This window comes from Arthrobacter bussei (genome assembly GCF_009377195.2).
GTDB classification, from domain to species: Bacteria; Actinomycetota; Actinomycetes; order Actinomycetales; family Micrococcaceae; genus Arthrobacter_D; species Arthrobacter_D bussei.
Genome location: NZ_VJXX01000005.1, coordinates 127,397 through 148,707, shown reverse-complemented (window position 1 = coordinate 148,707; position 21,311 = coordinate 127,397). Strand labels below are relative to the sequence as shown.

19 protein-coding genes and 2 tRNA genes are annotated in these 21,311 nt (G+C 68.7%); 5 read left to right on the top strand and 16 right to left on the bottom strand.

Annotation, left to right across the window (positions count from 1 at the left end; genetic code table 11):
- Positions 1–9 precede the first annotated feature (9 nt).
- From FNH21_RS13935 to FNH21_RS13925, 3 genes are read left to right on the top strand one after another with little or no spacing between them, the layout of a single operon-like run.
- Complete coding sequence (locus tag FNH21_RS13935; RefSeq protein ID WP_152816681.1) at positions 10–729, top strand: LytR/AlgR family response regulator transcription factor; 720 nt, start codon at positions 10–12, stop codon at positions 727–729.
- Between the two features lie 4 nt (positions 730–733).
- A complete protein-coding gene (locus tag FNH21_RS13930; RefSeq protein WP_191931991.1) occupies positions 734–1,120 on the top strand; it encodes a DUF485 domain-containing protein in 387 nt (128 codons plus the stop codon).
- A 25-nt stretch (positions 1,121–1,145) separates the two neighbouring features.
- Positions 1,146–2,624: a sodium/solute symporter gene (locus tag FNH21_RS13925; RefSeq protein ID WP_152816766.1), complete on the top strand. Its 1,479-nt coding sequence runs from the start codon at positions 1,146–1,148 to the stop codon at positions 2,622–2,624.
- A 45-nt stretch (positions 2,625–2,669) separates the two neighbouring features.
- On the opposite strand, the gene FNH21_RS13920 is transcribed toward FNH21_RS13925, so the two are convergent.
- The 6 genes from FNH21_RS13920 to rpsB form a co-directional block, all read right to left on the bottom strand.
- Positions 2,670–3,248 carry a DivIVA domain-containing protein gene (locus FNH21_RS13920; RefSeq protein ID WP_152816680.1) on the bottom strand — a complete coding sequence of 193 codons (579 nt, stop codon included), beginning with the start codon at positions 3,246–3,248 and terminating at the stop codon, positions 2,670–2,672.
- A 76-nt stretch (positions 3,249–3,324) separates the two neighbouring features.
- Positions 3,325–4,335 carry a phosphatidate cytidylyltransferase gene (locus tag FNH21_RS13915; protein ID WP_152816679.1) on the bottom strand — a complete coding sequence of 337 codons (1,011 nt, stop codon included), beginning with the start codon at positions 4,333–4,335 and terminating at the stop codon, positions 3,325–3,327.
- Positions 4,335–4,892: a ribosome recycling factor gene (frr, locus tag FNH21_RS13910; RefSeq protein WP_055772650.1), complete on the bottom strand. Its 558-nt coding sequence runs from the start codon at positions 4,890–4,892 to the stop codon at positions 4,335–4,337. The genes FNH21_RS13915 and frr overlap by 1 nt, the downstream gene beginning before the upstream one ends.
- A 120-nt stretch (positions 4,893–5,012) precedes the next feature.
- Positions 5,013–5,753 (bottom strand): UMP kinase, encoded by a 741-nt coding sequence (gene pyrH / locus FNH21_RS13905; protein ID WP_152816678.1) that lies wholly within the window; start codon positions 5,751–5,753, stop codon positions 5,013–5,015.
- 175 nt (positions 5,754–5,928) lie between these two features.
- The gene (gene tsf / locus FNH21_RS13900) at positions 5,929–6,765 is read right to left on the bottom strand and encodes a translation elongation factor Ts (RefSeq protein ID WP_055772657.1); all 837 of its coding nucleotides are present in this window, start codon (positions 6,763–6,765) and stop codon (positions 5,929–5,931) included.
- Between the two features lie 135 nt (positions 6,766–6,900).
- Positions 6,901–7,812, bottom strand: a complete 912-nt coding sequence (gene rpsB / locus FNH21_RS13895; RefSeq protein ID WP_055772660.1) for a 30S ribosomal protein S2 — start codon at positions 7,810–7,812, stop codon at positions 6,901–6,903.
- Between the two features lie 433 nt (positions 7,813–8,245).
- Between rpsB and FNH21_RS13890 the strand changes: the two genes are divergently transcribed.
- Positions 8,246–8,980, top strand: coding sequence for a murein hydrolase activator EnvC family protein (locus FNH21_RS13890; protein ID WP_152816677.1), 735 nt, complete (start codon positions 8,246–8,248; stop codon positions 8,978–8,980).
- Positions 8,981–8,992: 12 nt separating this feature from the next.
- Here FNH21_RS13890 and FNH21_RS13885 read toward each other — a convergent pair whose 3' ends face one another.
- The 7 genes from FNH21_RS13885 to FNH21_RS13855 all read right to left on the bottom strand — a co-directional run bounded on the left by FNH21_RS13885 (position 8,993) and on the right by FNH21_RS13855 (position 15,869).
- Positions 8,993–10,183, bottom strand: a complete 1,191-nt coding sequence (locus FNH21_RS13885; RefSeq protein WP_152816676.1) for an acyl-CoA dehydrogenase family protein — start codon at positions 10,181–10,183, stop codon at positions 8,993–8,995.
- Between the two features lie 240 nt (positions 10,184–10,423).
- Positions 10,424–10,497, bottom strand: a tRNA-Ile gene (locus FNH21_RS13880).
- Positions 10,498–10,593: 96 nt separating this feature from the next.
- Positions 10,594–11,817: a glycosyltransferase gene (locus FNH21_RS13875; RefSeq protein WP_191931990.1), complete on the bottom strand. Its 1,224-nt coding sequence runs from the start codon at positions 11,815–11,817 to the stop codon at positions 10,594–10,596.
- Between the two features lie 48 nt (positions 11,818–11,865).
- Positions 11,866–12,741 carry a DMT family transporter gene (locus tag FNH21_RS13870; RefSeq protein ID WP_191931989.1) on the bottom strand — a complete coding sequence of 292 codons (876 nt, stop codon included), beginning with the start codon at positions 12,739–12,741 and terminating at the stop codon, positions 11,866–11,868.
- Complete coding sequence (locus FNH21_RS13865) at positions 12,729–13,352, bottom strand: CDP-alcohol phosphatidyltransferase family protein (protein ID WP_152816675.1); 624 nt, start codon at positions 13,350–13,352, stop codon at positions 12,729–12,731. Before FNH21_RS13865 ends, FNH21_RS13870 begins: the two co-directional genes overlap by 13 nt.
- Positions 13,353–13,475: 123 nt before the next feature.
- Positions 13,476–14,300 carry a phage holin family protein gene (locus FNH21_RS13860; RefSeq protein WP_191931988.1) on the bottom strand — a complete coding sequence of 275 codons (825 nt, stop codon included), beginning with the start codon at positions 14,298–14,300 and terminating at the stop codon, positions 13,476–13,478.
- Between the two features lie 132 nt (positions 14,301–14,432).
- On the bottom strand, positions 14,433–15,869 hold the full coding sequence (locus FNH21_RS13855) for a sugar porter family MFS transporter (RefSeq protein WP_152816673.1): 1,437 nt from the start codon (positions 15,867–15,869) through the stop codon (positions 14,433–14,435).
- 305 nt (positions 15,870–16,174) lie between these two features.
- On the opposite strand from FNH21_RS13855, the gene FNH21_RS13850 reads away from it, so the two are divergent.
- Positions 16,175–17,404 carry a multidrug effflux MFS transporter gene (locus FNH21_RS13850; RefSeq protein WP_338403291.1) on the top strand — a complete coding sequence of 410 codons (1,230 nt, stop codon included), beginning with the start codon at positions 16,175–16,177 and terminating at the stop codon, positions 17,402–17,404.
- 125 nt (positions 17,405–17,529) lie between these two features.
- On the opposite strand, the gene FNH21_RS13845 is transcribed toward FNH21_RS13850, so the two are convergent.
- The 3 genes from FNH21_RS13845 to dnaG form a co-directional block, all read right to left on the bottom strand.
- Positions 17,530–19,059: an SDR family oxidoreductase gene (locus FNH21_RS13845; protein WP_152816669.1), complete on the bottom strand. Its 1,530-nt coding sequence runs from the start codon at positions 19,057–19,059 to the stop codon at positions 17,530–17,532.
- 128 nt (positions 19,060–19,187) lie between these two features.
- Positions 19,188–19,260, bottom strand: a tRNA-Asn gene (locus FNH21_RS13840).
- A 54-nt stretch (positions 19,261–19,314) separates the two neighbouring features.
- A complete protein-coding gene (dnaG, locus tag FNH21_RS13835; protein WP_152816667.1) occupies positions 19,315–21,270 on the bottom strand; it encodes a DNA primase in 1,956 nt (651 codons plus the stop codon).
- Positions 21,271–21,311 lie beyond the last annotated feature (41 nt).

Below are 21,311 nucleotides of genomic sequence, written 5' to 3'. Positions count from 1 at the left end.
CTAGGACACATGGTCAATGTCATCGTCGCCGACGACGAACTCCCCGCCGTCGAGGAGCTGGCCTTCCTGCTCGGCAAGGACGCGCGGATCGGGACCATCCACCGCGCGTCGAGCGGCGCGGAGGCGCTGCGGGCGCTCGAGCAGCACAGCGTCGATGCCCTGTTCCTCGACATCCACATGCCCGCCCTCTCCGGGCTGGACATCGCCCGCGTCATCTCCCGCTTCAGCCGCCCGCCCGCCGTCGTGTTCGTCACGGCCGACGAGGACCGTGCGCTCGAGGCCTTCGACCTCCGCGCCGTCGACTATCTCCTGAAACCCGTGCGGACCGAGCGCCTCGCGGAATCCGTGCGTCGCGTCTGCGAACTGATGGAGGGCTCGACGGCCGCGCCCGAGGTCATCACCGTGGACCAGGGCGGGATCAGCCGGATGATCAGGCGCGACGACGTCCGGTACGTGCAGGCGCAGGGTGACTACGCCCGCCTGCACACCTCGGAGGCGAGCTACCTGATCCGCATCCCCCTCAACGACCTCGAACGCCAGTGGGCGGACGCGGGTTTCCTCCGCACGCACCGCTCCTACCTCGTGGCGATGGACCAGGTGCGGAAGGTCAGGATCGGGGCGGGCCGGGCCAGCCTGTTCGTCGGGGATGCCGAGCTGCCCGTGAGCCGCCGCCACCTCCCCGACGTCCGGGAGAAGCTCGAGGCCACGCGCCTCCGCCCGAGCCACTGAGACGGTGACGGACGAGCAGCCGACGGTTCCCCGCCGGGTCCGCGTCACCGCGCCGCGCACCGCGGCCCGGGCCACCGGCGCCAGCTTCCCCGTGGCGCGGGAGATGGCCGAGCAGTCGGAAGTGGGCCAGCTGTTCGTCGCCTCACTCATCCGTTCGCAGCTGCGGCTCGCGCTGGTGGTGGCGGGCGGGTTCCTGGTCATCCTGATCGGCATCCCCGTGCTGCTCGCCGTGTTCCCCGACATCACCGGGGTCACCATCCTGACCGTCCCGATCCCCTGGCTCCTGCTGGGCCTCGGGATCTATCCGCTCGTGATCGGGTGCGCCGTCCTGTACGTCCGAAGCGCATCCCGCAACGAGCGCCGCTTCCAGGACCTGGTGGACGATGACTGACGCGCTGGACAGCGGCAGTCTCGAGCTGAGCCCCGCCGTCGGGTACACGGCGCTCGTGCTCGTGGCCCTCAGCACGGTGCTGATCGGCATCTACGGCCTGCGGATCTCGCGCACCACGGGCGACTTCTACGTGGCCTCGCGTACGGTGCGGCCCTGGTGGAACGCCTCCGCGATCGGTGGCGAGTACCTCTCGGCGGCGAGCTTCCTCGGCGTCGCCGGCCTCATCCTGATCTCCGGAGTCGATGCGCTCTGGTTCCCCATCGGCTACACCGCCGGTTACCTGATGCTGCTGCTCTTCGTGGCCGCGCCGCTGCGACGGTCCGGCGCGTACACCATCCCCGACTTCGCCCAGGCGCGGCTCGACTCCCTCCTCGTCCGCCGGGTGACCAGCATGCTCGTGGTCGTCGTGGGGTGGCTGTACATCGTTCCGCAGCTGCACGGGGCGGCCCTGACCGTGCGCATCACCACCGGACTGCCGTCCTGGGTGGGGCCCCTCGCCGTCGTCGTCGTGGTGTGCCTGAGCGTGGTCACCGGGGGGATGCGCTCCATCACCTTCGTGCAGGCCTTCCAGTACTGGCTCAAGCTCACGGCGCTCGCCGTGCCGGTGGCCTTCATTCTCTTCCGCCTCGGCGCGGACGGCCGACCGATCACCGCGGGCGGCAGCGCCTTCACCGCGGATCTCAACACGACGGCGGATGCATCCCTCTACGGCACCATCTCTCTGGTCATCGCCCTGCTCTTCGGAACGCTCGGCCTGCCGCACGTCCTCGTCCGCTTCTACACGAACCCCGACGGCGCCTCCGCCCGCCGGACCACGGTGATCGTGCTCGGCCTGCTCTCGGTCTTCTACCTGTTCCCGACCGTCTACGGGATCCTCGGGCGCATCCACACACCCGAGCTCGCGGCGGAGGGTGCCGCGGACGCGACGGTGCTCCTGCTCCCGGGCCGGATCTTCGACGGTGCCACCGGCGACCTCCTGTCCGCGCTGGTGACCGCCGGAGCGTTCGCCGCCTTTTTGTCGACGACCAGCGGACTCGTGGTCTCGCTCGCCGGCGTGGTGAGCCAGGAGTTCTTCCAGGGCAGCGTGCGGGGCTTCCGCCGGGCAGCCCTGCTCTCGGCGCTCATCCCGCTCGTGGTCGCACTGCTGACGGACAGCCTGGCACTGGCGGGCAGCGTCGGATCGGTGTTCGCCTTCACCGCCTCCACGATCTGCCCGCTGCTGCTGCTGGGCATCTGGTGGCGTGGCCTGACCGACGCCGGGGCGATCGCGGGGATGCTGATCGGCGCCGTGCTCTGCGGCGGGGCGATCGCCGTCACGGCCGCCCTCGGGCCGGAAGCCGACGACCGCTGGGTCTGGCTCGGCCAACCCGCCCTCTGGACGGTGCCGGCGGCGTTCCTCACCATGGTGCTCGTCTCGAGGTCGACGGCGGGACGCAGGCCCGCGTCGGCGTCACGCGTGCTGGCCCGCCTGCACACACCCGAGCCACCGGCGCACAGGGACTGAGGACCGTCCGGGCCGCGTCGTCCCGCCTCGGGTGACCCGGAGGCGTCAGTCGATGCCCGCCATGAGCTCGACGACGCGGTCCAGGAACACGTCCACCTGGTTCTCCTCGTAGCCGTCGGCACCGCGGGCCTCGCGGAACACGGCACGGCGGACGACGTCGACGCTCAGGGGCAGGTCCTGCTCGAGGTACCGCAGGAGCTCGTCGCAGAGGCGGTCGACGTCCTCGACGGAGTAGCTGGGGGCGTTCCCCCTCCCCGGGCGGCGGAAGCGTTCTCCGTGTGGGCGGTGCAGCCGACCGCGCAGGACCGCGGCCGTGCGGCCGATCCGGCGGAGCCAGGCGTCCTCGCCCTGCGCGGGTATCAGCCGGTCGCGCTCCCGCCGGGCGAAGACGTCCTCGAGCCGGTCGAGCGCGGCGTCGACGGCCTGGGGATCGTAGCCACCCGGGGTCGGGCGGAACGACTGGCCGCGTACCTCACTGCTCGTGACGGAGAGGGAGTCGGGGTCGTCGGCGTTGTAGTGGCTGCGGGCCCGTGTGAGGAAGCGGTCCACCTGGCGCATGTCGTAGCCGACCTCCCGGCGGCCCACCCGTGCGAAGGGGGAGCTGCTCGGCCGGGCCACATCCATCGTCTGACGTCCTTTGCGCTGAGATACTCGAGACCGTGCGGGGCCTCCGCCCCCGGGATCGGTCCGCGATCAGCGGCTACAGCAACCCCTGTATCAATGTAGCGGACAGCAGGTAGGCCACCGGGGAGGCGAAGACGATCGAGTCGAGGCGGTCCATGACTCCCCCGTGACCGGGCAGGAGGGTGCCCATGTCCTTCACACCCAGCTCTCGCTTGATCATCGATTCTGCGAGGTCTCCCGCGGTCGCGGACGCCACGATGGCGACCGCGAGGGCGAACCCGATCCAGACGGGCTGATCGAGCAGGAGGACGGCACAGAGCCCGCCGACCACGAGGGCACCGCCGATCGAACCGCCGAAACCCTCCCAGGACTTCTTGGGACTGATCTTGGGCGCCATGGCGTGCTTGCCGAAGAAGGCGCCGATCAGGTACCCGAAGGTGTCGTTCGCGACGACCAGCAGGAGGAGCGTCGCGATGACGAGGTTCCCGCCGTCGACCTTCATGAGCAGCATGGCGAAGCTGAGCATGAAGGGCACCCAGAGCACGGTGAAGGTACCGGCCATCAGGCTCCTGGCGGCATCCGGCGCCGGGCTCGCCGCGCGCCACAGGAAGAGGACGACGACGGCTGCGACCGCCCCTCCGGCGAGGCCCTCGGCGCCGCCGAGGTAGGCGGAGAAGGGCAGGACGAGGGTCCCCGCCATGGTCGGCACCAGCGGGATGTGGATGCGCCGCAGTTCGAGGGCGCGGCTGATCTCCCACACGCCCACTGCTGCGAACAGGGTGACGATCCCGACGAAGACGACCGGGAAGAAGAGGCCGACGAGGACGGGGATGAGCAGACCCGCACCCACGCCGATCGCGGCGGGAAGGTTGCGTCCCGCGCGGGACGGCTTGCCCGGCTCACGGATGGGCCTGCGGCGACGGAAGAGTCCGTGACCGGACCGCCCGGTGCGCGACGGCGTCCTGGGGAGCGTGGTCGGCCCCGGCGCCGAGGCCGGCTCGGAGCCACCCGTGCGGCCTTCTTCTGTCCCGACGGCGGAGCGGGTCCCGTGCCCGCGATCCGTGCCGGGAGGATCGAGGTCTGCCATCAGACCTCGAGCAGCTCAGCTTCCTTGCGCTTCAGCAGCTCGTCGATGAGGTCCACGCGGGCCTTCGTCGTCGCGTCGAGTTCCTTCTCGGCGCGCGAGCCCTCGTCCTCACCGGCGTCGCCGTCCTTGACGGCCTTGTCGATGCCGTCCTTCGCCTTCCGTCGGACGTTGCGGATGGAGATCTTCGCGTCCTCCGCCTTCGTCTTGACCAGCTTCACGTACTCCTTGCGGCGCTCCTGCGTGAGCTCGGGCAGGACCACGCGGATCACGTTGCCGTCGTTCGACGGGTTGGCGCCGAGGTCGGAGTCGCGCAGGGCACGCTCGATGTCGTTCAGCGCTCCGCGGTCGAAGGGCGTGATGAGCAGGGTGCGCGCCTCGGGGTTCTGGAAGGACGCGAGCTGCTGCAGCGGGGTGGGAGCCCCGTAGTACATCACCACCACCTTGGAGAACAGGGAGGCGTTGGCGCGGCCGGTGCGGACCGTGGCGAAATCGTCCTTTGCAACCTCCACGGCCTTGTCCATCTTGTCTGTGGCTTCCAGCAAGGTCTCTTCGATCACAATGTCTCCTTCGCTCCGCAGTCGGCTGCACGGCAACCGTTCCAGTGGTCAATCCTAGTTCACGGCCGTCCCGCGGCCCGGCAGGGCCGCAGGCGTCGTTGCCCTCTCCCCTCGGAGCCGCTAGGCGGTGACGAGCGTCCCGAGCTTCTCGCCGCGGATGGCCCGTGTCACGTTGCCCTCGCCCTCCATGCCGAACACCACCATGGTCAGGTCGTTGTCCTTGCACATCGTCATGGCCGTCTGGTCCATGACGCGGATGTCCCGCCGCAGGGCCTCGTCGTAGGAGAGCGTCTCCAGCTTCTCCGCCGTCGGGTCCTTGTGGGGGTCGGCGGTGTAGACGCCGTCCACGCCGCTCTTGGCCATGAGGACCTCGTCCGCGTGCACCTCGAGGGCACGCTGGGCGGCGACCGTGTCGGTCGAGAAGTACGGGAGGCCCGCGCCCGCTCCGAAGATGACCACACGGCCCTTCTCCAGGTGGCGGATGGCGCGCCGCGGGATGTATGCCTCGGCGACCTGCCCCATGGTGATGGCGCTCTGCACGCGGGTCTCCACCCCGGCCTGCTCGAGGAAGTCCTGCAGGGCCAGGCAGTTCATGACCGTGCCGAGCATGCCCATGTAGTCCGCCCGTGAGCGGTCCATGCCGCTCTGGGACAGTTCCGCGCCGCGGAAGAAGTTGCCGCCGCCGACGACGATGGCCACCTCGACCTCGCCCACCGTCGCGGCGATCTGCTGGGCGACCGAGCGGACGGTCTCGGGATCGACGCCGAGCTTGCCACCGCCGAACACCTCACCGGAAAGCTTCAGGAGTACCCGGCGCCGGCCCTCGGTACCACCCGGTCGAGTGGTTGACGTGGTGTCCATGAAGTGCCTCCCGGGCGTAGAACTGGGGGCCGGTCCTGGTCGGACGGCCGGTGATGCTGGGGTGGGGATGTTGCCGGACCCGTTACAGGATACGGGGCGCCTCCCCGGGCGCAGGAAAGGGCGGCCACCTCGAAGGCGGCCGCCCTTTCCGGGATGCTGCTGCCTACCGCGGGGGTCAGGCCCCGACGCGGAAACGTGCGAAGGCCGTGGCCTTGGCATTCGCTTCGGTCAGGACTGCGGCGACGGACTTCTTGGCGTCCTTCGCGAAGGCCTGGTCCACCAGGACACCCTCCTTGAAGAAGCCGGTGAGGCGCCCTTCGACGATCTTGGCGAGGGCCTGCTCGGGCTTGCCCTCGGCACGGGCGGTCTCGTCGGCGATGCGGCGCTCCGACTCGACGAGCTCCGCGGGGACGTCCTCGCGGGTCAGGTAGGTCGGCGAGTACGCGGCGATGTGCACGGCGACGTCGTGCGCGGTCTGCACGGCGGCGTCACCGGAGCCCTCGACGGCGAACAGGACGCCGACCTGGGCGGGGAGGTCCTTGGACGTCTTGTGCAGGTACGCGTCGACGATCTGGCCTTCGACGCGCGCGATGCGGCGGACGTCGACCTTCTCGCCGAGGAGGGCACCGGCCTCGATGACGTGCTCGGAGACGGGCTTGCCGTCGAGCTCGAAGGACAGGAGGGTCTCGACGTCCGTGGCACCGGACTCGATCGCGGCGGCGAGCACCTTGTTCGAGAAGTCGATGAAGGGGCCCGCCTTGGCGACGAAGTCGGTCTCGCAGTTGACCTCGACCATGACGCCGACGTTGCCGTCCACGCGCGCGGCCACGAGGCCCTCGGCGGTGGAGCGGCCCTCGCGCTTGGTGGCGCCCTTGAGTCCCTTGATACGGATCAGTTCGAGGGCCTTGTCGGCGTCGCCGTTGGCTTCGTCGAGGGCCTTCTTGACGTCCATCATGCCGGCGCCGGTGCGCTCGCGCAGGGCCTTGATGTCAGCGGCTGTGAAATTAGCCATGTGCACTCCTAGGGTGAGGTGGATCTACGAAGAGCTTCTGCGGGCCGCGGCCCGCCGTGCAGGTGTCACGCGGTGAACACCTGCCGAACATGCGGAAGGGGCGTGGTTCGACCCACACCCCTTCCGCACCGTGGACTACTTGGTGTCGACGGCGGCTTCCGTCGCGGGAGCTACCGCGTCGGGAACCTCTTCCGCGATGGGCGCCTGCAGGCCGGCGGGCGCCTCGGGGGCTGCGGCCTCGGGTGCCTCGGCTGCTGCGGGCTCGGCAGCGGGTGCATCCGCAGTGCCCTGGAGCAGCTCGCGCTCCCACTCGGCCATGGGCTCGTCAGCAGTGGCTTCGCCGTTGCCGGAGCGGTTGTGGCGAGCCATGAGGCCCTCGGCCACGGCGTCCGCGATGACACGGGTCAGCAGGTTGACGGCGCGGATGGCGTCGTCGTTGCCCGGGATCGGGAAGTCGACCTCGTCGGGATCGCAGTTGGTGTCGAGGATCGCGACGACGGGGATGTTGAGCTTCTTCGCCTCGTCGATCGCGAGGTGCTCCTTCTTGGTGTCCACGACCCAGACGACCGAGGGAGCCTTGGTCAGGTTGCGGATACCGCCGAGGTTGCTCTGGAGCTTGGTGAGCTCACGCTTCAGGAGCAGGAGCTCCTTCTTGGTGTGACCCGAACCGGCGACGTCCTCGAAGTCGATCTCCTCGAGTTCCTTCATGCGCTGGATGCGCTTGGAGACCGTCTGGAAGTTGGTGAGCATGCCACCGAGCCAGCGCTGGTTGACGTAGGGCTGGCCCACGCGCATCGCCTGGTCGGCGATCGCTTCCTGCGCCTGCTTCTTCGTGCCGACGAAGAGGACGGTCCCGCCGTGGGCGACCGTGGCCTTGACGAACTCGTAGGCGCGGTCGATGTAGCCCAGCGACTGCTGGAGATCGATGATGTAGATGCCGTTGCGCTCGGTGAAGATGAAGCGCTTCATCTTCGGGTTCCAACGGCGGGTCTGGTGACCGAAGTGGACGCCGCTGTCGAGCAGCTGGCGCATGGTGACGACTGGCATGTCATGCCTTTCTTCAGCTTCGGCTCGGGCGCAGGGCGCCGCCTGAAGCTTGTTGACGGTTATCTCGGTGGTGACCGGGGTGGACACCACGTCCTGGCACCTGTTCGTCATGGACACACCCTCCCCCACCGGACTCAGCCGGACCGCGGGGTGGGCATTCCGCGCTCGTCGAGAGCATCGGATAGCAGGCACGCGTAGTCAGCCTGCGGTATCCCAGGGCCCGGCGGAGCCAGAGGCATGACGGGATCGGAGCAGCAGACTGCTTGTAAGAGTGTACTACAGCGGTGCTGCCCTCCGGGGCGGCCGACAGGCCCCGGGGCGGGCAGGTATCACCGCCGCATCGCGCCTGGGACGGCTGGCGGGCTGCCTCGGAGTTGTCCACATACGGTGGCCCGACGCCCCTGTGGCTACCCCGCGCGGGAAGGCTGATGCCATGAGCGAGGACTCCCCCGGAACCCATCCCGTGATCCGCGCCGGCACCGGTCCGAGCGAGCGCATCCACGACCGCCGGACGGCCGGGGGACGGCCCGCCTGGCGTACGGGCCGGGTGGTGCCACTCCTCCTGCTGGCGCTGATCCCGGTCTGCTCTCCTGCGCAGCCCGTCGCCTCCGGGGGTCCGTTGCTCGCGTCGGTCGGGTCCGCCGCGCGATCGGTCCCAGCGATCGTGCCTGCCGGGCGATCGGTCCCGGTGGTCGCAGCCGTCGGACGGGACCCGTTCGTCGCCGCCTGGTCGTGGCCCCTCGTTCCGGTACCCACCGTGCTGCGACCTTTCGAGAAACCTCCGCAGAACTGGAAGCCCGGACACCGGGGTGTGGACCTGTCGACGCGCGGCCTGCCGACCGAGGTGCGCAGTCCGGCGGACGGTGTCGTGGCCTTCGCGGGGACGGTGGTGGACCGCGGCGTCCTGACGATCGACCATGGCGATGGCCGGAGGAGCAGCTTCGAACCGGTGAACACCACCCTGGCCGCGGGTCAGGCGGTCGGCGCAGGCGACGTGGTCGCCGCGGTGGCCCTGAGCCGGTCCGCGGCGATCCCGGGTAGCACGGTCCGGAGCCACTGCGGCGAACCGTGCCTCCACTGGGGAGTCCGTGTCGAGGGCGAGTACGTCGATCCGCTCGCCTTCGTCACGGACCGCCGACCGTCCGTCCTCCTGCCACTCGACGGCTGACTCGGCGTCGTGTCAGACGAAGGCGGCGATCCCCGTGATGGATCTGCCGACCACGAGAGTGTTGATCTCCTGCGTGCCCTCGTAGGAGTAGACGGCTTCGGCGTCGGAGAAGATCTTCGCCATCTCGTAGTCGGCCACGATCCCGTTGCCGCCGAGGATGTTCCGGCCGGCCGCGACGCTCTCGCGCATGCGGGCGGTGGTGAACGCCTTCGCCAGCGCCGACTGCTCGTCCTTCGCCTTACCCGCATCCTCCAGCTGCGACAGACGCACCATCATCCCCATCGAACTCATCGCGTTACCGAGGATCTGGACGAGCTGCTGCTGGATGAGCTGGAAGCTGGCGATGGGTCGGCCGAACTGCTCGCGCTCGACGGCGTACCGGCGGGCGACGTCGAACGCGGCGAGTTGCTGGCCGACCGCCTGCCAGCCCACCGCGAGCCTCGTCACCTTGAGCACCTTGTTGGTGTCCCTGAAACTGTTCGCGCCCTTGAGGTGGAAGTCGTCGGAGATGACGACGTCGTCCAGCACGATGTCCGCGTTCTCGACGATCCGCAGGGCGATCTTGTTCTCGATCTTCGTCGAGGAGAAGCCCGGGGTCTTCGTGTCGACCAGGAAACCCTTGACCTGGTTGTCCGCGACGTCGCGGGCATAGATGACCACCCAGTCGGAGAACGTCGCGTTGCCGATCCAGCGCTTGGCGCCGTTGAGGACCCAGGAGTTCCCGTCCCGGCGTGCCGTGGTCCGGGTTCCTCCCGCGACGTCGGATCCACCGAGCGGTTCCGTCAGGCCGAAGGCGCCGATCTTCTTCATCGCGTAGATGTCGGGCAGCCACTCCTCCTGCTGTTCCTTCGACGCCAGGGCCTCGATGGATCCGGTGAACAGGCCGTCGTGCACGCCGAGGAACGTGGCGATCGAGGTGTCCGCGCGGGTGAACTCGGCGTGGGTGATCCCTGCGAAGAGGTTGGAATAGCCCTGTCGGAACACCGGGCTCACAGGATCCAGTTCGGCGATCCTCGGGATGAGCTGCTGGGGGAAGGAGCCCTGGTTCCACCACTCCACCGCGTGCGGCCGGACTTCGGCGGTCAGCCAGGAACGGATCTCCTCGAGCCGGGAGCGCTCCTTGTCGGACAGCAGCTCCTCGAAGGCATAGAAGTCGCCGTCCGCATACGGCAGGTTGTTGATGTCGATCGACGTCTTGCTCATGGAATTCGCCTCACTCCGGTCGGCGGCGACCGGCATTCTCACTCGACCATGCTGTCCGCGTGGTGGGCGCGTGCTGCGCTCAAGCCCTATGTTACCCGTCAGTAACATAGGGCGCCAGTGGAGGCAGCCATCTCTGAGGCAAGGACTCGAGGGAGGGAAGAGGTGCCGCAACGCAGAATGCGCCATCTCCGCGGAGATGGCGCACTCGGGATCGGGGTCGCCGACCATCCTGACGATGCGTAGGGCTGCTGGGGCTTGAACCCAGGACAAACGGATTATGAGTCCGCTGCTCTAACCAGCTGAGCTACAGCCCCCTGGGGCAGTCCGCCCCCGGACGTGACCGGCAGGACGTCTCCAGACGCCGATCGCGGCTCCCATTGTAGGCAGACGGCTGCAGCGGTTCCGGTGCGTCAGGATCCGGCGGCCGCGCGCTGCGCCTCATGGGGATGATCGCTGGACAGGGTGCCGTAGTACAGGCCCTCGAAGGTCTCCAGCGTCTTGGTGATGTCATGCCTGCGCACCAGGTCGCGGCTCGCCGCCCCCATCTTCCGCTGGTCCTCGGGCGACTGCTCGAGGATCTCGGTGATGCGGCGGCCCAGCTCGTCGGAATCACCGGGCGTGAACAGGTACCCGTTCTCGCCGTCGGACACCAGGTGGGGCAGCGCCATCGCATTCGCGAGGAGCACGGGGGTGGAAGCGGACATCGCCTCGAGCGTGACGAGTGACTGCAGCTCGGCCGTGCCCGGCTGGCAGAAGAGGGATGCCCGGATGTAGCTCAGGCGCAGTTCGTCGTCGTCGATCAGTCCCCGGAAGGTGACGCGGTCGCTGATCCCGAGGCGCGCAGCCTGCGCCTGGAGTGCGGGCTTGACCTCTCCGCCGCCGACGACTTCCAACCGCACGCGGAGGTGCTCCGGGGTCTTGGCGACGGCATCGATGAGGACGTCGACGTGCTTCTCCTCGGCGAGCCTGCCGACGAACAGGACCGTGGGATCCTCGTGCGGCTGGATCGTCTCCCCCGGCTGCACCTCGTAGGCAGCGGAATCGATGCCGTTGCTGACGGCCAGCACCTCGCGCAGGAAGGCATGGTCGTGCATGGCCTTGGCTGCGAGGGGCGTGGGGGTGGTGACCGCGGCGGCCTTGCCCATCACCTTGCCCATGTCCTTCCACGAGTTCCTGGCGATGACCCGCTTGAGCCATGCGGGGAACGGCAGGAACGGGTTGAGGTTCTCCGGCATGAAGTGGTTCGTCGCCACCACGCGGATGCCGCGCTTCACCGCCTCGTAGAGGGTGTACTCGCCCACCATGTAGTGGCACTGGATGTGGACGACATCGGGCTGGACCTGGTCGAACAGCAGGCTGATGTCCCGCTTGATCTCCCAGGGGTAGCAGATTCGCCAGTAGTCGTGCGTGGGTACGCTGTGCGAGCGGAGGCGGTGCACGGTCCAGTCGCCACCGGGCTCCGTGTAGCTCCTGCCGTTGGAGACGCCTGGCGCGAGGACGTGGACGGAGTGGCCCCGACCCGTCATCCCCTTCGCGAGCCGGTACCCGAACTGCGCTGCACCGTTCACGTTGGGCGGATAGGTGTCCGCGGCGATCAGGATGGTCAGAGGCTTGTGGTCGGCCTGGTAACTCACGCGTGGATCCCCTACGTCGGTGTGCTGTTCGGAACTGCTTCTCTCGTGTCAGTGCTGGCGCTTGACCACGTCGGGGTGGTGGCGGGACAGCGCGACGACCCCAACAATAGCAACGAGGGCCGCCGCGCCCATGCCCAGTGCGGTGACGGTGCGCACGTCCGGCTGCAACTCCTCGAGGATCGTGATGCCGACGGCGATGCCGACGATGGGGTCGATCACGGTGAGTCCGGCGATGACGAGATCCGGCGGTCCGGTGGCATAGGCACTCTGCACGAACCAGGCCCCGAGGGCTGCGGCCGCGATGAGCGCCACCAGGCTCAGCGGCGGGACGTTGAGCAGGAAGCGCCCGTTCGGGTCGAGCAGATGCCCGGCGACCAGCTTGGTGAGGACCGCCACGAAACCGAACAGCACACCGGCGCCCAGGATGTAGGCGAAGGCGTTGAGCCGGTGCCGCCCGACGACGGCGAGCGATCCGAACACCGCGACGGCCGCCCCCAGCAGGAGGACGACGGAGAGTTCCTGCGCGGGATCCACGGAGTGGTTCTCGCGCGTCACGTTCACGGCGAGGATCACGAACAGCGCGCTGCCGGCGACGCACGCTGCGATGGCTGCGACGGTCGGCCGGTTGATACGGATGCCCTGGTCCCGCGAGTTTACGACGGTGGTGATCACGAGCGCGATCGCCCCGATGGGCTGCACGACCGTCAGGCTCGCGAGCGTCAGTGCGACGACGTTGAGGGCCGTACCGGCACCGAGCAGGAGGAGCCCGAAGATCCAGCGCCGGTTGGTGAGCAGCCGCATGAGCCCGGAACTGCTGAGTGAGAGCCCGCCCGTGTTCGCACGGACGGCACTGCCCTGGCGCTGCGCTCCGAACGCGAGGAAGACAGCGCCCAGCAGGGCGAGCCCGATGGCTAGGAGGGGCACGACTGCTGCTCGGCCTGCTCCAGCCGGTACTTGCGGTGCGCCGCCGTGAAGTAGGCGTAGAACGCGACGAGGTGCAGGACGCAGCCTGCGGCGAGCAGCCCCTGCGCCACCACGAGCAGCCACTCCTGACCGAAGCCCTCGACATGGTGGAGCAGCAGCAGCGGCGCACCCACCAGCAGCAGGGCCGTCCGGATCTTCCCGACGGTGATGACCGGCAGGTGCAGGGGACCGCGGAAGAGGATCAACGCATTGACGATGATGATGACGTCCGGGATCACGATGGTCCAGACGAGCCAGGCCGGCGCGATGTCGGCGATCACGAAGGTCACCGCGACGACGATCAGTGCGGTGCGATCCGCCACGGGATCGAGCCACGTGCCGATCACCGACACCTGGTTCAACCGACGGGCCACGTAGCCGTCCACCCAGTCCGTGCCGCCCATCACCACCAGGGTGATCACCGCGGCTCCGAAGCGCTGCTGTGCGATGAACCAGACGAACAGGGGGACTCCGAGGAAGCGCACCACGGTGATGAGGTTCGGTAGGGTCCACGCCGTCGACAGCGCCACACCCTCGCTGCCGGCCTGTCCGCCCGCGCCGATCAATCTCATCACCCGTGCCTCCCACCCCATTATGCACAGGAGGCGGCCCCTCCCCCGTGACGTCCGCAGACTGCTGCGGGTCGTCAGGGGCGAAGGGCCGCCGGGGTGGCGCTGGAGCGCTGTGGGCTGCCCCTACCTGCTCAGCAGCCGGCGCAGCAGGACGAGCATCGTGGCGACTGAACCCGCGAGGACGCTCAACGGCTTCCAGCGGTCGGCGAGCGTCGTGTTGTGCGGGACCTCGCGGCGGACGGCGACGGCGGCGACGCGCCCGCTACCGGACCCACCGGACGGGGCGCCGGTGGTCGATCCACCCTTGTCCGAACGGTGCTTCGCTCCGTTGAGGCGGGCCTTGACATCGACGCGGGCGCCGAGCGAGTCCCTCGCGTCGGCGATGTGCGTCCGGCGTTCGCCCGAGCGGCCGCGCAGTTCCTCGTAGGACGGCGTCGGCTCCTTGGGCTTGGCGTCCTTCGCGTCGTCCTTGCGGTCCTTCCCGGCCTTGTCCTCCTTCGGCTTCTTGACGTCCAGCGTGGCGGGGTCGAAGCTCCGGCCCTCCTTGAGGACGCCGAGGTCGTACCGGATGCCGCGGATGGCGTCCTCGGGGATCAACGGAAGCTGCTTCTTGAGCCGGGAGACGCCGATCAGGGCCAGGACGCCCCCGATCACCAGAAAGAGGACGGCGACCAGGAGGGCGGCCAGCCAGGCGGGCATGACCTCGGCGAGGCCCATGATGGCGGCCACCACGAGCGCAACGGCGAAGAACAGCACGAAGATGAGCGCGACGACCAGGAAAGCGGCGGCGATCCCTGCCTTAATGCCCTTCTGCTTCATCTGCTGCAGGGCGATCGATACCTCGTCACTGACCTGCCGGGGTGTCAGGCGTGCCAGGAGCTTGATGAGACCGAAGAGCGAGAGCGAGCCCGTGGACCGCTTGCCGCGCGTACTGGCCGAGCTGTTCATAGGCCCTGCCTCCATTCGTAGGTTGTGTGCTGGACATTGGCTGAACCAAAATTACCATCGGCCCGTTGCCGTGGTTCCGATCCGACGGACGCGCGGGCAAGGGGACCCCGTGGCGCCCGATGAGGTAATGCGTCACGAGGTGGACGCGAGCTCCGCATTGTCCTCGAGGTCCTTGCCGGCGAACTCGGGAAGACGGGTGCGGACGAAGACGAAGGACAGCACGGCGAACACCGTGAACGCCGCGTACATGGTCCACAGTCCGAGGTTCTCGCTCACCCACGGGAAGGTCAGCGTGACGATGAAGTTGAACACCCAGTTGACCATCGTGGCGACCCCGAGTGCGATGGAGCGGATCCGGTTCGGGAACATCTCACCGAGCGTCACCCACATCACCGGGCCCCAGGTGGCGGCGAAGAAGATCACGAAGAGGTTCGCACCGACGAGGGCGATCGGCCCCCACGCGCCGGGCAGCACGATGTCCTCCCCGCTGCCTTCGGCCTGGAAGAAGGCGAGGGTGGCTGCGAGCAGGCCGATCGCCATGCCGATCGATCCGATGAGCAGGAGCTTCCTGCGCCCGACACGGTCGACGAAGAAGATGGCGACGAACGTCATGGCGACGTTGATGACGGAGGTGATGACCGATGTCGTGAAGGAATCGCTCTCGCTGAAGCCCACGGACTTCCACAGCGTCGTGGAGTAGTAGAAGATCGCGTTGATGCCGACCAGCTGCTGGAGCGCCGCGATGGTCATACCGACCCAGAGAATGGGTTGCAGTCCGAAAGCGGGCCCGCGCAGGTCGCGGTAGCTCGCGCGGTCCTCGCGCTGGAAGCTCTCCCGGATGGAGGTGATCTTGCCGGTGGTGTCCCGGACCCCGGCGACGCGGGAGAGCACCCGAGCCGCCTCGTCGTCGCGTCCGGCCCGGATGAGGAACTGCGGGGACTCGGGGATGATCAGTGCCAGGACCCCGTAGACGACCGCCGGGACGACGCCGACCAGCAGCATCCAGCGCCATGCTGACAGCCCCCACCAGAATTCCTCGCCCGCACCACCGGCGGCGCTCGCGAGGGAGGCATCGGACAGCAGGGCGGCGAAGATGCCGACCGTGATCGCGAGCTGCTGCACGGAGGCGAGTCCCCCGCGCCACTTCGACGGTGCTATCTCGGCGATGTAGCCGGGAACGATCACCGAGGCGATGCCGATGGCGAGGCCGCCGACCAGGCGCCAGGCCATCAGGTCCCATTCGGAGAAGGCGTACGCCGACCCCACCGAGTTGACCGCGAACAGGATGGCCGCGGCCACCATGACCTTCTTGCGGCCCCAGCGGTCGGCGAGGCCTCCGGCGAACCAGGCGCCGGCCGCACAGCCGAGGAGCGTGATCGCGACCGTGAAGCCCAGGACGCTCGCGCTCAGCCCGAAGTCGGCCTGGATGGAGTCGACCGCTCCGTTGATGACCGCGGTGTCGAAGCCGAACAGGAGTCCTCCGACGGCGGCGGCGACAGTGATGCCGATGACCCTCGCCATGTGCTTCGGTGACTGCTCCGCCTGCACTCCCGCATCGTTCTCGCTCATGGTCGTATCTCCCTGCTCGTTCGGTGTCTGATCACCCTACGTCAACCACAAGCATGCTTAGAGATCGGGTGCAACGCACCAGTGCTGCAGCACTCCCCATCAGGTTGACGACGGTCCTAGGATGGAGGGGTATTGATTCGCCCCAGCAACCATCTTCCCGTCGTCCGGGTCGTCGGTCCTGGGCCTCGAGCCGCTCCGCCGTCGTCGCCGGGCCGCCGTCGTCGATCCGTCCGCGCTCCACCCGATCCATCACCGTCACGTCCCGCGTCCCCCCGTCGGCACCGACCCTCCCGTTAGGCAGCACTGTGAGCACCACCACCCACCCCGGCGACACCCTCACCCGGCGCGAGAAGATCATCTACGTCTTCATCCTCGGCACATTGACGGCCCTCGGCCCCTTCACGATCGACCTGTACCTCCCGGCGTTCCCTGCGCTGCAGTCGGACTTCGGCGTGCCGGAGACCGCGGTGCAGCTGACCCTCACGGGAACGATCCTCGGCTTCGCGGGCGGGCAACTGCTCGTCGGGCCGCTCAGCGACAAGATCGGCCGTCGCGTGCCCCTCATCCTGGCCACCGCACTGCACGTCGGTGCCTCGATCGGAGCGGCGTCCTCCGAGGACATCACGATGCTCATGCTCTTCCGCGTGCTGCAGGGCGTCGGCGCTGCGGGCGGCGGCGTGGTGGCCATGGCGATGGTGCGTGACCTCTTCGGCGGCTACACCCTCGTGCGGATGCTCTCCTACATGGCGCTGGTCAACGGCATGGCGCCGATCTTCGCGCCGGTCATCGGCTCCCAGCTGCTCCTCCTGTTCCCCTGGCCGGGGATCTTCTGGTTCCTCGCGGCCTACGGCGTACTCGTGATCGTCGCCGTCTCACTGTTCATCATCGAGACCCTCCCGAAGGAGAGCCGGCGGCGCTCCGGCCTGACGGTCGTCGAGCGCTACCGGGTCGTCCTGAGCGACAGGATCTTCATCGGCATCCTGCTCGTGGGTGGCATGAACTTCTCGGGGCTGTTCTCCTACCTGTCCGCCTCGCCCTTCCTCTTCCAGGGGCCCTACGGGCTGAACGAGCAGCAGTACGGCCTGCTCTTCGCCATCAATTCGCTCGGGATCGTCGCGGGGGTGCAGATCAGCTCCCGCATGCTGAGGCGCGTCGGCCCGCAGTGGGTGATCGCCGCCGCGACGCTCGTGCAGCTCAGCATGGCGCTGCTCATGATCGCGTTCGACCAGCTGGGGCTCGGTTTCTGGGGCACCGCACTGCCGCTGTGGTTCTACATCATGGCGACGGGCTTCATCTTCCCCTGCGTGCAGGTCCTCGCACTGATCAACAACGGCGCACAGGCGGGGACGGCGGCGTCACTCCTCGGCGCCGTCACGTTCGGGCTGGCCGGCATCGTGTCACCGCTCGTCGGCCTCCTCGGGGAGGGCATCGAGTCCGCTACACCCATGGCTCTGGTCATGGCCTCCTGCATCGCCGCGGCGATGGTGTTCCTCTGGTCGGTCGTCCGCCCGCGGACGGTGCCGGCGCTGCACTAGGACCAGAACCAGCATCGATACCGGCACCGATACCGGCACCGGTGCCGGCAACGGGAAACGACACAGGGCACCGGGAGACCTGCGCCCGGGCACGGCGCTCAGGGCACCGGGGAACCGGCACCGGCTCAGGCGGCGGCCGGCTCCGATGCCGTGGTCTCCGCCTCGCCGGGCAGGGCCTCGGCGGTCTTCGCGATGTTCCGGGCCATGGACGTGAAGATGAAGCCGTGGAAAGGCAGCACCGCGAGCCAGTACAGCCGGCCGGAGAGGCCCTGCGGGAAGAACACGGCCCGCTGGTAGTAGGAACTGCCGGAGCCGTCCGGCTCCACCCTGAACTCGAGCCAGGCACGGCCGGGCACCTTCATCTCGGCGCGCAGCCTGAGCCGCTCACCCCGCACGAGCTCCTCCACACGCCAGAAGTCCAGGGCCTCCCCGGTGAGCAGTTCCTTCGCATCACGCCGCCCGCGGCGCAGGCCCACTCCGCCGGCCAACTTGTCCATCCAGCCGCGTGCGGCCCAGCCCACGGGCCAGGAGTACCAGCCGTTCTCGCCACCGATGCCCTCGACGACGCTCCACAGCTTCTGCGGGGACGCCGTGGAGCTGTAGGTCTGGACGTCGGTGAAAACGGTGTGGCCCGCCCACTGCGGGTCCGACGGCAGCGGATCGGCCTCGGTGTCGATCTGGGACGCCCCGGCCCAGCTGGTCTCCACCTCTCCCCCGCGCATCTTGCCGAGGGCGAGGTCCACGGAGCGGCGGTAGCCGGTGAGGCCGCCCTCCGGGGCGGGAATGTACTCGTCGATCCCCTGCTCGGCGGTGACGGCGTCGTGCTGCAGCGATTCGATGAGCGGCATGGCCATGGCCCGCGGGATCGGCGTGACCAGGTTGACCCAGTGGCCGGCGAGGCGCGGTGTCAGGACCGGCAGGGCCAGGATCTTCCGGCGGGGCAGGCCCGCCGCCTCCGCGTACTGGTTCATCATCTCGGCGTAGGTGAGGACCTCCCTCGACCCGATGTCGAAGGTCCTGTTGAGCGTGTCCGGCAGGTCGAGTGCGCCGACGAGGTAGTGGATGACGTCCCGCACCGCGATGGGTTCGATGTGGTTCAGGACCCACTTCGGTGCGGGCATGACCGGAAGGACGTCCGACAGGTGCCGGATCATCTCGAAGGAGGCCGAGCCGGAGCCGATGACGACACCGGCCTGGAAGGCGATGGTGGGCGTCCCGGAGTCGAGGAGGATCTTCCCCACCTGCGTGCGCGACCGCATGTGGGTGGAGAGCTCGACCCCCTCGGGGTGCAGGCCGCCGAGGTACACGATCCGACGGACGCCCGCGACCGCGGCCGCCTCGGAGACCGTCGCGGCGATGGCGGACTCCCGCTTGTCGAAGTCCCTGCCCGAACCCATGGAGTGGACGAGGTAGTACAGCGTGTCGACACCCTGCGTCACGGTGCGCATGGTCTCCTCGTCCTGCAGGTCACCCTGCACGATGTCAACGGAGCCTGCCCAGGGGACGTCCTTCAGCTTCTGCGGGGACCGGACGATGACCCGCACCCTGCGACCGTCGGCCACGAGTTTGGTGACCAGTCGGCCGCCGATGTACCCCGTGGCTCCGGTGACCAGGATGAGCTTGCCGTCTGTGCCCTGCGTGCCGTCAGTGTCCATGCGCACAGACTACGCCCGGCCCCTGACAGCTCCTCAGCCGGGGCGCCGGCCCCGCGGCTCCCGAAGCCTCTGCGGCAGGCAAGGAAAAGGCCCCCGACCGGTGTTTCCACTGGTCAGGGGCCCTGTTGCTCCTCCGACTGGACTTGAACCAGTAACCCTTCGATTAACAGTCGAATGCTCTGCCAATTGAGCTACGGAGGAATGCGCAGGTACAACTCTACATACCTGCCGGGGGGATGTGAAATCGGCCCGCGCTCACTCCTCGCGGAGGAGTCTGCGCTGCATCTCGAGCTCCATGAGGTCGCGCTGGAGCTGGTTGTAGAGCGTCGGATCCGCCGCCGGATCCATGCGCTGGAGCTGCCCGAGCTTGTCGGCCTTCTGCTGCGTGATGCGCAGCTCGGTCAGCCGGTTGAGGATGTCCCTGCAGTACAGCACCATCGCCTCGGCGTCCTTCGCCGGCAGCGGCCGGACGGCCAGCTCGCTGACCAGGGGACGGAGGACATCGGGTACACCCTCCCGCACCGACTCCACCCAGCGGGACAGTTCCGTGCCCGCCGCCCCCGCCGCGATCACAGCCGTGTGCAGTGCCTCGTAGACGGGCACGCTGAAACGGGACGTGGAGAAACTCTCCCACTGGGTCGCGGTGAGGAGGGTGGGCTGCTGCAGCACCACCTCGAGCGCCTCGCGTTCCATCCGCGCGATCGGGTCGCGGGGATCCGGTCGCTCGTAGTAGGGCTCCTCCACATCGGTGCCGGCCTGCGTGCCCTGGGCGGCCGCGGTGTTCCCCGCGCCAGCCTGCTCGCCCGGCTGCTGGCCGAACCGTCCCTGCCTGTCGCCGGACGCGGAGGCACCGGGGCCACCCGTCTCGCGCCGAGCTGCGGACGAGACCGCCCGGGCCACCTGGTCCTCCCCCACGTACTGCATGCCGAGCCAGCGGGACAGCTCGCGGGTGTAGGTCGACCTCAGGGAGACGTCGCGGATCTGCGCGACGATCGGCGCGGCGTGCCGCAGAGCCTTCACCTGCCCCTCGCCGGAGGACAGGTCGAACGCATCGAAGGAGGCCTTGATCGCGAACTCGAACAGCGGACGGCGGTCCGCGATCAGCGCACGCACGGCGTCGTCGCCCCGGGTCTGCCGCAGCTCGCAGGGGTCAGCGCCGGAGGCCTCGACGGCCACGTAGGTCTGGGCCGTGAACCGCTGGTCCTCCTCGAAGGCGCGGAGGGCCGCCTTCTGGCCGGCGGCGTCCCCGTCGAAGGTGAACACCACCTCGCCACCCGTGCCGTCGTCGGACAGCAACCTGCGGGCGATCTTGATGTGGTCCGTGCCGAAGGCGGTGCCGCACGTCGCGACGGCGGTCCGGACACCCGCGAGGTGGCACGCCATCACGTCGGTGTACCCCTCGACGACGACGAGCTGCCGGTTCTTCGCGATCTCCTTCTTGGCGAGGTCGATGCCGTAGAGCACCTGAGACTTCTTGTACAGGGAGGTCTCGGGGGTGTTCAGGTACTTGGGTCCCTGGTCGTCCTCGTAGAGCTTCCGTGCCCCGAAGCCGACGGTGTCCCCGGTGATGTCCCGGATGGGCCAGATGAGGCGGCCGCGGAAACGGTCGTAGAAGCGCCCGGCGTTGCTCGACGACGCACTGAACATGCCGGTGAGCTTGAGCTCGTCGAGGGTGAAGCCGCGGCCCGTCAGGTGGTTCAGCAGCGAGTCCCAGCCCTGGGGCGCGTAGCCGACACCGAAGTGGGCGGCGGCCTCGCGGTCGAAGCCTCGCTCCTGCAGGAACTGGCGGGCCGTCGCCGCACCCTGGGTGAGCAGCTGCTCACGGTAGAACTCGGCGGCGACCTTGTGGGCGTCGAGGAGCCGCCTGCGCTTGCCGACGTCCTCGCGGCGCGGCCCCGTGCCGCCGTCCTCGTAGTGCAGCTCGAAGCCGATCCGGGCGGCGAGCTTCTCGACGGTCTCGCTGAACGAGGTGTGGTCCTGCTTCTGCACGAAGGAGATGACGTCACCGCCCTCGCCGCAGCCGAAGCAGTGGTAGGACCCCATCTGGGGGCGGACGTGGAAGGAGGGCGACCGCTCGTCATGGAACGGACAGAGCCCCTTCCACGAGCCGATCCCCGCCGATTTCAGGGTCACGTACGCCTCGACGACCTCCTTGATGTCGGTGCGCTGGCGTACCTCATCGATGTCTTCACGCTTGATGAGTCCGGCCATGGCATCCAGTTTATGCCTGCCCCACCGACACGCGGACCGGC

Coding starts and splice junctions, on each gene's coding strand:
- FNH21_RS13935 (WP_152816681.1), top strand. CDS start 10: ATGGTCAATGTCATCGTCGCCGACGACGAACTCCCCGCCGTCGAGGAG.
- FNH21_RS13920 (WP_152816680.1), bottom strand. CDS start 3,248: ATGGATGTGGCCCGGCCGAGCAGCTCCCCCTTCGCACGGGTGGGCCGC.
- FNH21_RS13915 (WP_152816679.1), bottom strand. CDS start 4,335: ATGGCAGACCTCGATCCTCCCGGCACGGATCGCGGGCACGGGACCCGC.
- pyrH (WP_152816678.1), bottom strand. CDS start 5,753: ATGGACACCACGTCAACCACTCGACCGGGTGGTACCGAGGGCCGGCGC.
- tsf (WP_055772657.1), bottom strand. CDS start 6,765: ATGGCTAATTTCACAGCCGCTGACATCAAGGCCCTGCGCGAGCGCACC.
- rpsB (WP_055772660.1), bottom strand. CDS start 7,812: ATGCCAGTCGTCACCATGCGCCAGCTGCTCGACAGCGGCGTCCACTTC.
- FNH21_RS13890 (WP_152816677.1), top strand. CDS start 8,246: ATGAGCGAGGACTCCCCCGGAACCCATCCCGTGATCCGCGCCGGCACC.
- FNH21_RS13885 (WP_152816676.1), bottom strand. CDS start 10,183: ATGAGCAAGACGTCGATCGACATCAACAACCTGCCGTATGCGGACGGC.
- FNH21_RS13865 (WP_152816675.1), bottom strand. CDS start 13,352: ATGAGATTGATCGGCGCGGGCGGACAGGCCGGCAGCGAGGGTGTGGCG.
- FNH21_RS13860 (WP_191931988.1), bottom strand. CDS start 14,300: ATGAACAGCTCGGCCAGTACGCGCGGCAAGCGGTCCACGGGCTCGCTC.
- FNH21_RS13855 (WP_152816673.1), bottom strand. CDS start 15,869: ATGAGCGAGAACGATGCGGGAGTGCAGGCGGAGCAGTCACCGAAGCAC.
- FNH21_RS13845 (WP_152816669.1), bottom strand. CDS start 19,059: ATGGACACTGACGGCACGCAGGGCACAGACGGCAAGCTCATCCTGGTC.
- dnaG (WP_152816667.1), bottom strand. CDS start 21,270: ATGGCCGGACTCATCAAGCGTGAAGACATCGATGAGGTACGCCAGCGC.